This is a genomic window from Bradyrhizobium sp. SZCCHNS3052 (genome assembly GCF_032484495.1).
Lineage (GTDB): Bacteria > Pseudomonadota > Alphaproteobacteria > Rhizobiales > Xanthobacteraceae > Bradyrhizobium.
Genome location: NZ_JAUETB010000001.1, coordinates 940,591 through 955,188 on the forward strand (window position 1 = coordinate 940,591; position 14,598 = coordinate 955,188).

Below are 14,598 nucleotides of genomic sequence, written 5' to 3' on the forward strand. Positions count from 1 at the left end.
GCTCCTACGACATCTTCGTGGTGGGTTTGCCGGGCTCGCGCAGTGCGATGTAGATCGCGGGGATCACGAGTACGGTGAGCAGGGTGGAGGAGGCCAGGCCGAACAGCAGCGAGATCGCCAGCCCCTGGAAGATCGGATCGAGCAGGATCGTCGCAGCACCGATCATCGCCGCGAGCGCCGTCAGCAGGATCGGCTTGAAGCGCACGGCGCCGGCCTCCAACACGACGTCGCGCAGGGTCTTGCCCTCGCCGCCACTGTGCCGGATGAAGTCGACCAGCAGGATCGAGTTGCGGACGATGATGCCGGCCAGCGCAATGAAGCCGATCATCGACGTCGCCGTGAACGGCGCGCCCAGCAACCAGTGGCCGAGCAGGATGCCGATCAGGGTCAGCGGGATCGGCGTCAGGATCACCAGCGGCAGCCGGAAGCTCTTGAACTGCGCCACGACCAGAACGTAGATGCCGAGGATGGCCGCGCCGAATGCGGCGCCCATGTCGCGGAAGGTCACGTAGGTGATCTCCCATTCGCCATCCCACAGCAGCGTCGGACGGGACTCGTCCTTGGGCTGGCCGTGGAAGCCGATCACGGGCTTCGGCAGCTTGCCCCAGTCATGGGCGTCGATCCGGTCGGCGACCGCGAGCATGCCGTAGAGCGGGGCCTCGAAGCGGCCGGCGAGTTCTGCCATCACCATGTCGGCAAAGCGGCCGTCGCGGCGGAAGATCGTCGGCGACCCCTCTTCCATGGTGGCCTTCACGACCTGGCCGAGTTCGACGACGGTCTTGCTGCCGGGCACCGTGTTGGCGGGCACCGGCGTCGAGGCCAGGGCCTGACTCCAGCTCTTGTCGTGCTTCGGCAGACGCACGGCGATCTCGATCGGATTGCGGTCTTCGCCGCGATGCGAGTAGCCGACCGAGACGCCGCCGAACAGCGTCTGGATCGTGTCGTAGACGTCGCGCTGCTCGACACCGAAGAACTCGAGACTGTCCTGGTCGATCGACAGTCGCAGACGCGGCCGTCGCTGACCGATGGAATCGTCGATGTCGACGATGAAGGGAACGTCGGCGAAGACCTTCTTGAGTTCGGTGGTGACGGCGCGCCGGGTCGCCGCGTCCGGACCGTAGATCTCCGCCAGCAGGGTGGCGAGCACCGGAGGCCCGGGCGGCACTTCGACCACCTTGATGCTGGTGCCGGCCGGCACAGGGATGCTCTTCAGCCGCTGGCGCAGCTCGAGCGCGATGTCGTGGCTCGCGCGCTTGCGGTCGCCGCGCGCGGCGAGATTGACCTGGAGCTCGCCGAGCTCGGGCCGCTCCCGCAGATAGTAGTGCCTCACGAGACCGTTGAAGTTGAACGGGGCCGCCGTGCCGGCATAGCTCTGCACGGTCGTGATCTCCGGCAGCCCATGCGCAATGTCGGCGGCCGCGAACAGCGTGCGCTCGGTATCCTCCAGGCTCGCGCCTTCGGGCAGATCGACCATCACCGCGATCTCCGACTTGTTGTCGAACGGCAGCAGCTTGACGGTGACGGACTTGGTGGCGAACAGCGTCATCGACAGCAAGGTGGCGATGCCGACGCCGAGCAGGAAGATCCAGGCGGAGCGCTTGCTGGCGACGATCGGGCGCGCGACGCTGCGGTAGATGCGTCCGAGACGGCCTTCGCCATGCGCGTCATGAGAGTCCGCCGAGGCGCTGGTGGACCTCGGCGCCAGCCGCAGCATCAGCCACGGCGCCACCACCATGGCGACGAAAAACGAGAACAGCATCGCCGCCGAGGCGTTGGCCGGGATCGGCGCCATGTAGGGGCCCATCAGTCCCGACACGAACAGCATCGGCAGCAGGGCGGCGACCACGGTCAAGGTCGCGACAACGGTGGGGTTGCCGACTTCGGCGACCGCCTCGATGGTGGCCTGCAGGCGCGGCCGGCCGTCATGCATGCCCCAATGGCGCGCGATATTCTCGACCACGACGATGGCGTCGTCGACCAGGATGCCGATCGAGAAGATCAGGGCAAACAGGCTGACCCGGTTGATCGTGTAGCCCATCAGATTGGCGGCGAACATCGTCAGCAGGATCGTGGTCGGAATCACCACGAAGGTGACGAGGGCTTCGCGCCAGCCAATGGCGACCGCAATCAGCACGACGATCGAGATCGTGGCGAGGCCGAGATGGAACAGCAGCTCGTTGGCCTTCTCGTTGGCGGTCTCGCCGTAGTCGCGCGTCACCGTGACTGCGACGTCGCTCGGAATGAGACTGGCCTTCAGCCCTTCGAGGCGCTGCGCGATGTCGTGAGACACCACCACGGCATTGGCGCCGGCGCGCTTGGCGAGCGCGAGGCTCACCGCCGGCACCCGGTGCCAGTCGCCCTTGTCGGTGCGGGCGTCATCCCAGACGCGATGCTCTGCGAGGTTGGGGCCGATGACGACGGTGGCGACGTCGCGCACATAGACGGGACGGCCGTCGCGCGTCGAGATCAGCAGCAGGCCGATGTCCGGGATGCCCGTGAGCGTCTGGCCCGCGGCGACGTTGCGCACGATACCGCCGTCGCGAACGTCTCCGGCCAGGAACGAGCGGTTCGCGTCCTTCACCTTGGCGACGAGCTGCTGCAGAGTCACGCCGAACAGCGACAGCTTTTCCGGATCGGGCTCGACCCGGATCTGCTGGGCGCCGCCGCCGGAGATATAGGTCAGGCCGATATTGTCGACCTTGGTCAGCTCCGCACGCAGCTTGTCGGCGAGCTCGTAGAGGTCCTTGTCGGACCAGCGCCCGGCGGCTTCCGGCTTCGGCGACAGCGTCAGCACGGTGACGGCGACGTCGTTGATGCCGCGGCCGACGATCAGCGGCTCGGGAATGCCGACGGGGATGCGGTCGAGGTTGGCGCGTAGCTTCTCGTGGACGCGCAGGATCGCGTCCTCGAACTTGGTCCCCACCAGGAACCGCGCGGTGACCATGACACGGTCGTCCTCGGTCTGGCTGTAGACGTGTTCGACGCCATCGATCGCCTTGACGATGGTCTCCAGCGGCTTGGTCACGAGCTCGACGCCGTCGGGCGCACGCAGGCCGTCGGCGCTGACGCGGATGTCGACCATCGGCACGCTGATCTGCGGCTCTTCCTCGCGCGGGATCACGACGACGGCGATGAGGCCGACCACGAGCGCCGCGAGCAGGAACAGCGGCGTCAGCGGCGAGGCGATGGTCGCCTGGGTAAGCTTGCCTGAGAGTCCGAGTTTCACGGCTGCACCAACTGGTCGCCGGCGCGCAGGCCGGACAGGATTTCGAGTCCATCGGGGAGATCGGCGCTCGGCAGAGCGCGGCCGCGCTGCACCGGAACGCTCACCTTCTGCGTCCCTTGCTGCAACTGGACATAATCGATGCCGAACCGCGTTGTGACGTAGCGCTGCGGGATCACGTAGGCATCGCGTTGGCCGCCGGAGATCCAGACCCGGAGCCGGTCGCCGACGAAATACTGGCCGAGACCGGAGACGATCGCGTCGGCCACGACACGGCCTTCCTCGATCTGCGGATAGACCAGGTCGATCACCCCCCATTTGTCGGCGCTGTCGCCGAACTCGGCACCGTCGACCCGGACCTTGTCGCCGGCCTTGAGAAAGAGAGCGTGGCGCTCGGGCACGCGCAGTCGCAGCTTGAAGTTCTGCTGCGCCACCGTGACCACGGGATCGCCGGGCAGAACCACAGATCCGACGGCAACCAGCTTCTTCAACACGCGGCCGTCATCGGGAGCCAGCACCTGGCCCTCAGTCATCTGCTGGTTGACCACGGCACGCTCGGCGGTCTTGGCCCGCAGCCCGTTCTCGGCGACGTTCAGCGCCGTGCGCGTCTCGTCGAGCTTGATGCGGGGCAGGGTGCCGCGCTCGACGAGGCCCTCGGTGCGGGTGAAGTCGATCTGCGCCTGGTTAGCTTGCGCCTGCAGCGCTTCGATCTGGGCGTCGAGCGATTTGATCTGCAGGGCCAGTTTGTCGTCGCCGATCAAGGCGATGGGCTGGCCGCGCCTGACCGGGTCGCCTTCGCGCACCGAAAGCTGCACGATGGTGCCGCCGATGCGGCCGCGGGCAGGGACCACGCTGATGCTCTCCACCGTCGCGAACACCGCCTTCTCGTCGGCGACCTGCCGCGGCGCCACCGTCAGCGTCTCCGCAAGGGCCGGCGCTGCCTGCCACGCCATCGCGGCGATCAAGCTCAGGACCGATAATCTGCGCATCAGCCTATTCCTGTCTGGTTTGATTCGATTTGTGAGGTTCGGGCGAGCCGTCCGCAGCCGGCTGCAGACATCTCACCTGGATGGGAGTTCCCGTTTGATATCGGTCAAGATGCCGGTCCGGCATCCTCATAGTCTCGGTAACGGTCTCGGCCCGCAGTACACCTGATAGAGCGTCTTGAGGACCTCGCGGGCCGGATCGCTTGTGATCGAATAGTAGATCGTCTGCCCCTCGCGCCTGGCGGTGACCAGGCCGTCCTTGCGCAGGAGCGCCAGGTGCTGCGACACGGTCGAATCGCGCAGGCCGAGAAACTCGGCGAGTTCTCCGACCGACCGCTCGTCGTCGACCAGCTGGCAGATGATCAGGAGGCGATGGCGGTTCGACAGCGCCTTCAGCAGGTCGCTGGCCTGGTCCGCCGCCGCTTCCATGATGTCAGCGTTAATTTTCATAGTTGCGTATATACAGATATTCGAATATATAGTCAAGGCCGGCGGCGGCGCCGCGGTGACATGAAGCAAGAATGAATCAAGTGCGGATGGAGGATCCCAATGGCGGAAATCGTGGTGATCGGGGCGGGGCTGAGCGGCTCGCTGATGGCTTATGAAATGTTGCCGCAACTGAGGAAGGAGGATCGCGTGACCGTCGTCTCGCAGGGCTCCTCCTATCATTTCGTGCCATCCAACCCCTGGGTGGCCGTGGGCTGGCGCAAGCGCGACGAGATCGAGATCGATCTGGTCGACGTCATGCAGCGCAAGGGCATCCGGCTGCTGACGCAGGGCGCCAAGCGCGTGCATCCGGCCGAGAACCAGGTCGAGCTGACGGACGGCGGCATGGTGGCATACGATTATCTCGTCGTCGCCACCGGTCCCGAACTCGCCTTCGACGAAATCCCGGGGCTTGGACCCGATGGGCATACGCAATCCGTGTGCCACGTCGACCACGCCGCTCATGCCAAGGCGGCCTTTGACAGGCTCGCCGAGAAACCCGGGCCCGTGATCGTCGGTGCGGTACAGGGCGCCTCATGCTTCGGCCCCGCTTACGAATTCCTGTTCATCCTGGAAACCGAGCTGCGCCGGCGCAAGATGCGCGATCAGGTGCCGATGACCTTCGTGACCTCCGAGCCCTATATCGGCCATCTCGGCCTCGACGGCGTCGGCGACACCAAGGGTCTGCTGGAAAGCGAGATGCGCGAAAAGCACATCAAGTGGATCACCAGCGCGCGCGTCACCAAGGTCGAGGATGGCCGCATGTTCGTGGAGGAGGTCGCCGACGACGGCACCGTCCGCAAGACGCACGAGCTACCGTTTGCCTATTCGATGATGCTGCCCGCCTTTCGCGGCGTGGGAGCCGTCCGCGGCATCGACAAGCTCACCAATCCCCGCGGCTTCGTCGTCGTGGACAAGCATCAGCGTAATCCGACCTTCCCCAACGTGTTTGCCATCGGCGTCTGCGTTGCGATTCCGCCGATCGGGCCGACGCCGGTGCCGGTCGGCGTGCCCAAGACCGGCTTCATGATCGAATCGATGGTGACGGCGACGGCCTTGAACATCGGGGCGCTGCTGCGCGGCCAGGAGCCAAAGGCCGAGCCGACCTGGAACGCGATCTGTCTTGCCGATTTCGGCGATTCCGGCGTCGCCTTCCTGGCCCAGCCGCAGATCCCGCCGCGCAACGTCAACTGGTCGTCGAAGGGAGAGTGGGTGCACTATGCCAAGGTCGCCTTCGAGAAGTACTTCCTGCGCAAGATGAGGCGCGGGACGCCCGAGCCGTTCTACGAAAAGTTCCTGCTCGACCGGCTCAACATCGCCAAGATCAAGGAAGTCAGGACCGGCACATGAGCAACGGTTTGCAGATCGTGTGCGGCCATTGCGGGCAGATCAACCGTCTGCCCGCGGACCGGGCGCCGACGCAGGGGAAATGCGGCAAGTGTCATACGCCGCTGTTCAGCGGCCATCCGATCGAGGTCGACCAGGCCGCGTTCGAACGCCATGTCGCGCACAGCAGTCTGCCGCTGCTCGTCGACGTCTGGGCGCCGTGGTGCGGCCCGTGCCGCGCGATGGCGCCGATGTTCGCGCGCGCTGCGCAAGAGCTGGAGCCGCGTGTGCAGCTTCTGAAGCTGAACTCGGACGAGGCGCCGGAGGTGTCGGCGCGGCTCGGCATCTCCGGAATTCCGACCATGCTGCTGCTGCAGCAGGGGCGGGAGCTGGCGCGAATCTCGGGTGCGATGGACTCGCAACGAATCGTCGCCTGGACACTGTCCGGCCTGCGGCAGTAGCCGTACGGCCGGGCCGGCACTTGCTTGATTACGCTCAAATGCAACCATGAAGGAGTATGTCATGAACGTCGACAAAGCAGTTCTCACCTTCGCGGGCGTCGTCGTCCTGCTCAGCCTGACGCTGGGCTGGTACGTCAGTCCCTACTGGTTCTTGCTGGCGGCCTTTGCGGGCGTGAACATGATCCAGGCCTCGTTCACGGGCTTCTGCCCGGCGGCGATCGTCTTCAAGAAGCTGGGGCTCAAAAGCGGCAACGCGTTCTCCTGAATCGGTCGGAAGGACGGCAAGATGAAGCGGGGATATCATGGCTGACTCGGACGAAACCTATATCGTCGGGCCGCTCTACAAGGCGCGCGACAAGGTCTATCCGGCGGCCGTGCACGGCCGCTTCCGGCGCATCAAGTGGACGATCCTGTGCATCACGCTCGGCATCTACTACCTGCTGCCCTTCGTCCGCTGGGATCGCGGACCCGGCATGCCGAACCAGGCGGTGCTGGTCGATTTCCCGCATCGCCGGTTCTACTTCTTCTTCATCGAGCTGTGGCCGCAGGAGGTCTACTACTTCACCGGCCTGCTCATCATCGCGGCGGTCGCCCTGTTCCTGATGAACGCGGTCGCCGGCCGGCTGTGGTGCGGCTATCTCTGTCCGCAGACGGTGTGGACCGACCTGTTCTACGCCGTCGAGCGCTGGGCCGAGGGCGACCGCCGTGAGCGCATGCTCAGCGACAAGCGCGGCTGGACCTTCACCCACATCCGCCAGGCCGCGCTGAAGCATTTCCTCTGGATCATGATCGGCTGGTGGACCGGTGGCGCCTGGGTGCTGTATTTCGACGATGCGCCGACCCTGGTGAAGGACCTCGCCACCTTCCAGGCGCCGTTCACCGCCTATCTCTGGATCGGCATCCTGACGGCGACGACTTATGTGTTCGCCGGCCACGCTCGCGAGCAGGTCTGCATCTACATGTGCCCGTGGCCGCGCATCCAGGCGGCGCTGACCGACGAGTGGGCGCTCAACGTCACCTACAAGGGCGACCGCGGCGAGCCGCGCATGTCGGTCAAGAAGGCGGAAGCTGCACGGCTGCAGGGCGCACCCGCCGGGGATTGCATCGACTGCCATCAATGCGTCAACGTCTGCCCGACCGGCGTCGACATCCGCCACGGCATCCAGCTCGGCTGCATCCAGTGCAGCCTGTGCATCGATGCCTGCGACAGCGTGATGACCCAGATCGGCCGTCCGACGGGCCTCATCGGTTACGACACCGACATCAACGTCCAGCGCCGCAAGGAAGGCAAGCCCGAGATCTACCGGATCATCCGACCGCGCACGATCATCTATGCGACCTTCATCGCGATCGTCGGCGGGATCATGCTGTACTCGCTGGTGACGCGCGGCACGATGGGCATCAACGTGCTGCATGAACGTAACCCGCTGTTCGTGCAGTTGTCGGATGGCGGCGTCCGCAACGACTACACGGTTCGTCTGCTCAACAAGCGCGGGCCGCGCGACTTCGTGCTGGACGTCGTGGGGCTTCCGAACGCCAAGGTGACGGTGGCCGGCGAAACGCGCGAGCAGGACGGTCGTATGGTGATCGACGTCGGCCAGGATCAGACCCGCGAGATCCGCATGTCGATCGAGGCCAAGGGGGCCGACCTTCCCTCGGCGCCGGTGGACATCGAGATCAAGATCACGGATCCGGCGACCGGGACGTCGGTCAGCAAGCGCGATCACTTCGTTCCGGGGACACGATAGAGCAGCGTCGTTCGATCGCCGACTGTAAGGCGTCGGCGACATTCTGTCGGCTCATCGGGATTGATCGAGGGAGGAGCAGGTCGCTCCTCCCTCGATTGCTGAGTCCGGTTGTTCCAAATCAATGCCGGCTCGAAGCCGCAGGCAGAGCATTCTCGCGTCAAGGGATCGGAAGCTTTCCTACTGACGGAGAAAGACAGATGTTCAAGGTCGCAATTCTCATCTGGGTCATGCTGGGCACGGTGCTGGCAGGCAGCGCGGTGACGGCATTGTTGACGGTGCAGGGGCTGGTCGCGAGTCCGATGAAAGACCTGCCGTTGGCGGCGCTGGTCGGATTCGTCGTCGCCATGCCGCTATCCTATCTCGTCGCCGCGAAGATCAAGGGCGGGCGCGGCCGGACGGCGTGACGGTCATCGACGACGGGCCGGATCATCGTGCCGGTCCGGCCTGATCGTCGCGCAGGAGCCGAGGGAGCGCCAGCCTGGCGCCGTCCATGAAGAGGTCGATCGCATCACGCACGGTTTGCTCGAGATCTGATGGAACCGGTGTCTCGTAGATGAACTTTCGGATCGCGAGATAGAAGATGCGTCCGTGCAGTCCCCAGAACATCTCCGTCTCGCGGCTGCCGAGAGGGTAGGTGGCGGCGTCTGGCAGCTGCAGTTCATGCCGCAGCTCGATCGCGGCAGGCTCGATGATCTCGTGCCGGACGAGGTCGAGATAGCGGCCGGTGATGCCGAACGACTTCATGCCGGAGAACACGAAGATCCGCACCCAGTTGTATTCGAACACGCGTGCCACGTAGTCGAGATAGAAGCCGGTCAGTCGCGTCTTGAGTGGATGGCTGCGATCGCGGATCAGCGGGCCCCAGTCCTGCGACCAGCGGCTAAGATAGACCTCCTGATAGACGCGCTCGATCAGGGCTTCCTTGCTGGGGAAGTGCCGGTAGATCACCGAATGCGCGATGCCCATGCGCTTGGCGAGCTCCCGCGTCTGGCCTTCGAAGCCGCGCTCGGCGAAAAAGCGGATCGCTTCATCCACGATCACGCGCTCGCGGTCGGCGGCGCGCATGTTGCGGCGCCTCGCCTGAGGACGGTTCTCGGACCTGCGCGGGCGTCCATCAACTCGGCCTGTTGTCTCAGCGCTCGCTGTCTTCGGGGTCCTAGCCATGGTCTCTATCGATTGCGGCGACAGTCTGCTTGATAGCCGAAAGCTGATTTGTGACCAATCGTTCGTTTCTGGTTGACCGCGGTGCCGCTGCGTGCAACTCTTTTGAGACCAGATGGTCACAAATTTGGGAATCCGGGCTGGCGAGCCCTGGCGGTGAGGAAACGGATGAAAGCGAGGGCTTTCAGCTATTTTCGTGCACACACGATCGGCGAGGCGCTCGAAGCTCATGCGGGCGCCGGCGACGATGTGCGTTTCATTGCTGGTGGTCAGAGCCTGGTTCCGGCGCTGGCGTTGCGTCTTCAGGCCCCGCGAATTCTGATCGATATCAACCACATTGCAGAGCTGCGCGGCATCACGCGGGACGGCGAATGGTTGCGGATCGGCGCCTTGACCCGGCACTGCGAGATGCTGACCGATCCGCTGATCGCTGAGTTTGCGCCGCTGTTGCGCGCCGCAGCCCCGTTCGTTGCGCATCCTGCCATCCGCAATCGCGGGACCTTTGGCGGCAGTGTCGCGCTGGCCGACCCAGCCTCCGAGTTTCCGGCGATGGTGCTGGCGCTCGACGCCGAGATTGAGATTGCCGGCGCGTCCGGCCGGCGCCGCGTCAAAGCCGATGACTTCTTCACCGATCTTTTCGAGACGGCGATCGCGCCCGGCGAGATCCTCGTCGCGGTTCATGTTCCTCTCTTCCAAGCCGGCCAGCGCATTGCGTTCGATGAGCTGGCCCGCCGGCGCGGCGACTATGCACTGGTCGGTTGCGGCCTGCTCGCGACCTGCCAGGGCGATCTGATCGAGCGCATAGGCATTTCATTCTTTTCGGTCGGCGACGTCCCGACCCGTGCGAGGCATGCGGAGACAGCGCTCACCGGCAACCGGATCGATGCTGCACGGATTGCGGCGGCGCAGGCTGCGCTCGACGCCGATCTCGCGCCCGCTGACAGCGACGATGTTCCGGCGGCGATGCGTCTGCATCTGGCGCGCGTTCTGCTCGGCCGGCTGCTGGGACGGATCGGAGAAGCCGCATGAGCCCGCCGGTCGACATCGAGACCGAGGAGCAGGTCCGCATTCGCCTCATCGTCAACGGCCGCAAGGTGGCGTGTGACGTCGCGCCTCGCGACACGCTGGTGGATTGTCTTCGCCAGCAGCTCGAGCTGACCGGCACGCATGCCGGTTGCGAGATGGGGGCCTGCGGCGCCTGCCTGGTTCAGCTCGACGGCGCTGCCGTGCATGGCTGCCTGATGTTCGCCGTGCAGGCCGATGGCGCGCGGATCGATACGATCGAGGGGCTCTCGGAGAGCGGCGTGATCGCCGACCTGCAAGCCGAGTTTCATCGGCGCAATGCGCTGCAATGCGGGTTCTGCACGCCGGGCATGCTGATCACCGCTCATGAGCTGCTGACCCACGTGGCACGGCCGAGTCGCGAGACCATTCGCGACGCGCTCTCGGGCAATTTCTGCCGCTGCACCGGATATGAAGCGATCGTCGACGCCATCGCCGCGGTCGCCGCGGCACGGGCAGCAACGGCATCGCAGGGCGCGGAGGGCTCGTCGCCATGAGCCCGCCGCTGACGTCGCTGGACCGCCCGAATTCCTATATCGGCCGCTCCGTGCCGCGACCGAATGCGAAGCGACTGCTCGCCGGACGCGGGCGCTATGTGACGGACATTCGCCTGCCGCGCATGCTGTATGCCGCCTTCCTGCGCACCCCGTATGCTCATGCACGGATCACCGGCATCGAGGTCGATGCGGCGCGGGCGCTTGCGGGCGTGCATCTGGTTGCGACCGGCGCCGATCTGGCGAAGATCTGCACACCGTGGACCGGGACGCTCGATCATTTCAAGGGCATGACGTCCGAGCCGCAGCTGCCGTTGCCATTGGATCGCGTCGTCTGGGCTGGGCAGGCCGTGATTGCCGTGGTCGCCGAGAGCAGGGCGATCGCGGAGGATGCGCTGGAGCTGATCTCGGTCGACTACGAGGAGCTGCCGGCGGTGGTCGATCTCGACGCCGCGCGTCGGCCGGGGATGCCGCTGGTCAATCCGGTTGCGGCGTCCAACATCTGTTTCCGCACGCAGCTCGACAGCGGCCGCGTCGATGAGGCCTTCGCGTCGGCCGCGCATGTGATCGAGGAAGAATTCAGCTTCGGCCGTCATACCCCGGTCACGCTCGAGCCGCGGGCCATCGTCGCGGACTATGATTCCGAGAGCGGCGCGCTGACGGTGCACCACGCCACGCAGACGCCCTACCAGTTCCAGGATCTGTACGCTCGCCACTACGGCATCCCGGAAGCCAGCGTGCGCGTGATCGCGCCCGATATCGGCGGGTCGTTCGGCATGAAGCTGCATGTCTACCACGAGGACATGGCGGTTGTCGGGCTGTCGATCCTGCTCGGGCGCCCGGTCAAATACGTCGCCGATCGCATCGAGTCCTTCGTGTCGGATATTCATGCCCGCGATCACCACGTCCGCGCGCGCATGGCCGTCGACGCCGACGGCAAGATCCTTGCCATGGACGTCCACGATGCCACGGCGATCGGCGCGTTCTCGACCTATCCGCGCACCAGCGTCGTCGAAGGCAATCAGGTCATCCGCCTGATCGGTGCGCCGTATGATTTCAAATCCTACCGCGCCGCGCTCGAGGTCGTGTTCCAGAACAAGGTGCAGACCAGCCAGTATCGCGCGGTTGGACATCCCATCGCCTGCGCGGTCACCGAGCGCATGGTGGATCTCGCTGCTGCCCGCGTCGGGCTCGATCCATTCGCGATGCGCGCCAGGAACGTGATTGTCGACAGCGCCTATCCGACGGCATCGCCGACCGGCTACAGGTTCGAGGCGCTGTCGCACGAAGTCTGCCTGCGGCGGCTGCGCGGGATCATGGACTATGACGCGCTCCGCGCCGAGCAGGCCGAGCTGCGTCGGCGCGGCATCTATCGCGGCATCGGCATTGCGACCTTCGTCGAGATCACCAATCCGAGCCCTGCGTTCTACGGCGTCGGCGGCGCGCGCATTTCCTCGCAGGATGGCGCGACCGTCAGCCTGACGCCGTCGGGCGAGGTGCGCTGCGCGATCTCCGTGACGGAGCAGGGACAGGGCACCGAGGCGATCATCGGCCAGATCGTCGCCGACCAGCTCGGCCTCGCCCAGGAGCACGTCAAGATCATCACCGGCGATACCGAGGTCACGCCACATGGTGGTGCGACCTGGGCCTGCCGCGGTGCGGGCATCGGTGGCGAAACGGCGCTGCAGGCCGCGCGGAAGCTCAAGGCGAACATTCTGGAGATTGCCGCGCTGGTGCTGCAGGAGCAGCCCGCCGCGCTCGACGTCGTCGACGGCCAGATCACCTCTGTCGCGACGGGGCAGCCGCGTATCCCAGTCGCCGAGATCGCGCGCATCGCCTATTTCCGGTCCGACACCTTGCCACCGGGCACTCAGGCGCAACTGACGGTCAGCCATCATTTCGCGCCGCAGGGCTACCCCTTTGCCTTCACTAATGGCATCCAGGGCAGCTACCTTGAAGTCGATGTCGAAACCGGCTTCATCAAGCTGCTGAAGCACTATGTCGTCGAGGATTGCGGCCGCATCATCAATCCGATGCTGGTCGACGAGCAGTTGCGCGGCGGTGTCGTACAGGGTCTTGGCGCTGCGCTGTTCGAGGAATGCCGTTACAGTGAGACCGGCCAATTGCTCAACGGATCGCTGGCCGACTATCTGGTGCCGATGGCGATGGAGATGCCAGACATTACCATCGATCACGTCGAGACGCCGACGGCGGACACCATTCTCGGCGCAAAGGGCTGCGGCGAGGCCGGCACCGCGGCCGCGTCGGCCTGTGTGCTGAATGCGGTCAATGATGCGCTGATGCCCTTCGGCGCCTCCATCAACACCATTCCGATCACGCCAGCGCGCGTGCTCAAGACGCTCAATCGATACTAAGAAAACAAGGTGAGGGAGGACATCATGCAAGTCTACGAGACGAAGTTGCGACGCGCAGGAATATCCCGCCGCACGGCGCTGATGGGGATGTCGGCAGGTGTCGCCACGCTCGCGATGCCGCGCCTGGGGCGTGCCGCCGATGACACCATCCGCATCGGCTTTCCGACGCCGCTGACCGGTCCGTTCGCCGCCGAGGCGCGTGACCAGGTCAAGTGCGCCGAACTCGCCGTCAAGCTGGTCAACGACAAAGGCGGCGTCGCCGGCCGCAAGGTCGAGCTGCTTGTGCGCGACGACAAGCTCAACGCCGGCGAGGCGGCGACGCGGACGCTCGAGCTGATCGAGAAGGACAAGGTGCACGCTATCGTCGGCGCGCTCTCCAGCGCCGTCCAGCTTGCCGTCAACGAGGTGACGCGCGCTCGCGGCGTGATCTACGTGTCGATCAGCCAGTCCGACACCATCAACGAGGTCAAGGATTTCAGCAAATACACCTTCCACGAGGCGCTGAACCCGCACATGACCACGGCGGCCGTGGCCCGCCAGACCATCAAGAAGGGCATGAAGGTCGCCCATCTCGTGGCCGACTATGCCTATGGCCATGAGATGCTGCGCGGCTTCAAGCGGGCGCAGACGGCGATCGGTGCCGAGAGCGTCGGCGAGATCCTGCATCCGTTCGGTGCGGCCGACTATTCGACCTTCATGCCGCGGCTGATGTCGCTGCGGCCGGACGTGCTGTGCATCAGCAATTTCGGCCGCGACCAGGCCAACGCGATCAAGCAGGCGGTGGATTTCGGCATCAAGCAGCAGATGAAGATCGTGGTGCCGGTGATCCTGCACAATCAGCGCCTCGCCGTCGGGCCCGACGTGTTCGAGGGCGTCGTCGGCGGCGCCAACTATTATTGGGGTCTTGAGACACAGAACAAGACCGCGGCCGAGTTCAACAAGGCGTTCCGGGCCGCCAATGGCGGCGCGATCCCGACCGACTACGGCGCCTATGGCTACTCCGGCGTCGGCTCGCTGCTGCAGGCGATGCAGGCCGCCGGTGGCACCGACACCGATAAGGTCATCGCGGTGCTGGAGGGGCTGCAATACGATCTGACCAAGGGCCCGCAGCATTACCGCAAATGCGACCACCAGTCGGTGCAGTCGGTGCTTGTGCTGGAATCCAAGAAGAAGTCGGCGATGGCGAGCGAGAACGACCTGTTCGCGATCGTGGCCAGCGATCCCGGGGCGGACGAGATGCTGCGCAGCTGCGGCGAACTCGGCCACGCCACCTGAT

Annotated in this window: 13 protein-coding genes; 9 read left to right on the plus strand and 4 right to left on the minus strand. The window is 65.3% G+C overall.

Annotation, left to right across the window (positions count from 1 at the left end):
- Window positions 1–4: 4 nt before the first annotated feature.
- The 3 genes from QX073_RS04255 to QX073_RS04265 all read right to left on the minus strand — a co-directional run bounded on the left by QX073_RS04255 (window position 5) and on the right by QX073_RS04265 (window position 4,638).
- Window positions 5–3,226, minus strand: a complete 3,222-nt coding sequence (locus tag QX073_RS04255; protein ID WP_315712544.1) for an efflux RND transporter permease subunit — start codon at window positions 3,224–3,226, stop codon at window positions 5–7.
- Window positions 3,223–4,212, minus strand: a complete 990-nt coding sequence (locus QX073_RS04260; RefSeq protein ID WP_315712542.1) for an efflux RND transporter periplasmic adaptor subunit — start codon at window positions 4,210–4,212, stop codon at window positions 3,223–3,225. Before QX073_RS04260 ends, QX073_RS04255 begins: the two co-directional genes overlap by 4 nt.
- A 126-nt stretch (window positions 4,213–4,338) precedes the next feature.
- Window positions 4,339–4,638 (minus strand): metalloregulator ArsR/SmtB family transcription factor, encoded by a 300-nt coding sequence (locus tag QX073_RS04265; RefSeq protein ID WP_315750038.1) that lies wholly within the window; start codon window positions 4,636–4,638, stop codon window positions 4,339–4,341.
- 120 nt (window positions 4,639–4,758) lie between these two features.
- Here QX073_RS04265 and QX073_RS04270 point away from each other — a divergent pair, with 120 nt between their 5' ends.
- The 5 genes from QX073_RS04270 (at window position 4,759) to QX073_RS04290 (ending at window position 8,634) form a co-directional block, all read left to right on the plus strand.
- Complete coding sequence (locus QX073_RS04270) at window positions 4,759–6,045, plus strand: FAD/NAD(P)-binding oxidoreductase (protein ID WP_315712541.1); 1,287 nt, start codon at window positions 4,759–4,761, stop codon at window positions 6,043–6,045.
- On the plus strand, window positions 6,042–6,482 hold the full coding sequence (trxC, locus tag QX073_RS04275; protein ID WP_315712540.1) for a thioredoxin TrxC: 441 nt from the start codon (window positions 6,042–6,044) through the stop codon (window positions 6,480–6,482). Before QX073_RS04270 ends, trxC begins: the two co-directional genes overlap by 4 nt.
- A 61-nt stretch (window positions 6,483–6,543) precedes the next feature.
- Entirely contained in the window at window positions 6,544–6,747 is a 204-nt protein-coding gene (locus tag QX073_RS04280) for a DUF2892 domain-containing protein (protein ID WP_315827454.1), read from the plus strand.
- A gap of 37 nt (window positions 6,748–6,784) precedes the next feature.
- The gene (gene ccoG, locus QX073_RS04285; protein WP_315712537.1) at window positions 6,785–8,230 is read left to right on the plus strand and encodes a cytochrome c oxidase accessory protein CcoG; all 1,446 of its coding nucleotides are present in this window, start codon (window positions 6,785–6,787) and stop codon (window positions 8,228–8,230) included.
- 197 nt (window positions 8,231–8,427) lie between these two features.
- Complete coding sequence (locus tag QX073_RS04290) at window positions 8,428–8,634, plus strand: hypothetical protein (RefSeq protein ID WP_315712536.1); 207 nt, start codon at window positions 8,428–8,430, stop codon at window positions 8,632–8,634.
- A gap of 22 nt (window positions 8,635–8,656) precedes the next feature.
- Here QX073_RS04290 and QX073_RS04295 read toward each other — a convergent pair whose 3' ends face one another.
- The gene (locus QX073_RS04295; RefSeq protein ID WP_316184823.1) at window positions 8,657–9,295 is read right to left on the minus strand and encodes a helix-turn-helix domain-containing protein; all 639 of its coding nucleotides are present in this window, start codon (window positions 9,293–9,295) and stop codon (window positions 8,657–8,659) included.
- A 264-nt stretch (window positions 9,296–9,559) separates the two neighbouring features.
- Here QX073_RS04295 and QX073_RS04300 point away from each other — a divergent pair, with 264 nt between their 5' ends.
- Genes QX073_RS04300 through QX073_RS04315 form a run of 4 tightly spaced genes read left to right on the plus strand, consistent with a single transcriptional unit; the run spans window position 9,560 to window position 14,597 of the window.
- Window positions 9,560–10,420, plus strand: a complete 861-nt coding sequence (locus QX073_RS04300) for a xanthine dehydrogenase family protein subunit M (protein ID WP_316170523.1) — start codon at window positions 9,560–9,562, stop codon at window positions 10,418–10,420.
- Window positions 10,417–10,950 (plus strand): (2Fe-2S)-binding protein, encoded by a 534-nt coding sequence (locus QX073_RS04305; protein WP_316164653.1) that lies wholly within the window; start codon window positions 10,417–10,419, stop codon window positions 10,948–10,950. Before QX073_RS04300 ends, QX073_RS04305 begins: the two co-directional genes overlap by 4 nt.
- Entirely contained in the window at window positions 10,947–13,322 is a 2,376-nt protein-coding gene (locus tag QX073_RS04310) for a xanthine dehydrogenase family protein molybdopterin-binding subunit (RefSeq protein WP_316225366.1), read from the plus strand. Before QX073_RS04305 ends, QX073_RS04310 begins: the two co-directional genes overlap by 4 nt.
- 24 nt (window positions 13,323–13,346) lie before the next feature.
- On the plus strand, window positions 13,347–14,597 hold the full coding sequence (locus QX073_RS04315) for an ABC transporter substrate-binding protein (protein ID WP_315712532.1): 1,251 nt from the start codon (window positions 13,347–13,349) through the stop codon (window positions 14,595–14,597).
- Window position 14,598 lies beyond the last annotated feature (1 nt).

What these genes read in the sequence shown, in the direction of transcription:
- QX073_RS04300 (WP_316170523.1), top strand. Translation starts at nt 9,560, where the DNA reads ATGAAAGCGAGGGCTTTCAGCTATTTTCGTGCACACACGATCGGCGAG.
- QX073_RS04270 (WP_315712541.1), top strand. Translation starts at nt 4,759, where the DNA reads ATGGCGGAAATCGTGGTGATCGGGGCGGGGCTGAGCGGCTCGCTGATG.
- QX073_RS04305 (WP_316164653.1), top strand. Translation starts at nt 10,417, where the DNA reads ATGAGCCCGCCGGTCGACATCGAGACCGAGGAGCAGGTCCGCATTCGC.
- QX073_RS04315 (WP_315712532.1), top strand. Translation starts at nt 13,347, where the DNA reads ATGCAAGTCTACGAGACGAAGTTGCGACGCGCAGGAATATCCCGCCGC.
- ccoG (WP_315712537.1), top strand. Translation starts at nt 6,785, where the DNA reads ATGGCTGACTCGGACGAAACCTATATCGTCGGGCCGCTCTACAAGGCG.
- QX073_RS04310 (WP_316225366.1), top strand. Translation starts at nt 10,947, where the DNA reads ATGAGCCCGCCGCTGACGTCGCTGGACCGCCCGAATTCCTATATCGGC.
- QX073_RS04290 (WP_315712536.1), top strand. Translation starts at nt 8,428, where the DNA reads ATGTTCAAGGTCGCAATTCTCATCTGGGTCATGCTGGGCACGGTGCTG.
- QX073_RS04280 (WP_315827454.1), top strand. Translation starts at nt 6,544, where the DNA reads ATGAACGTCGACAAAGCAGTTCTCACCTTCGCGGGCGTCGTCGTCCTG.
- QX073_RS04260 (WP_315712542.1), bottom strand. Translation starts at nt 4,212, where the DNA reads ATGCGCAGATTATCGGTCCTGAGCTTGATCGCCGCGATGGCGTGGCAG.
- trxC (WP_315712540.1), top strand. Translation starts at nt 6,042, where the DNA reads ATGAGCAACGGTTTGCAGATCGTGTGCGGCCATTGCGGGCAGATCAAC.
- QX073_RS04295 (WP_316184823.1), bottom strand. Translation starts at nt 9,295, where the DNA reads ATGCGCGCCGCCGACCGCGAGCGCGTGATCGTGGATGAAGCGATCCGC.
- QX073_RS04265 (WP_315750038.1), bottom strand. Translation starts at nt 4,638, where the DNA reads ATGGAAGCGGCGGCGGACCAGGCCAGCGACCTGCTGAAGGCGCTGTCG.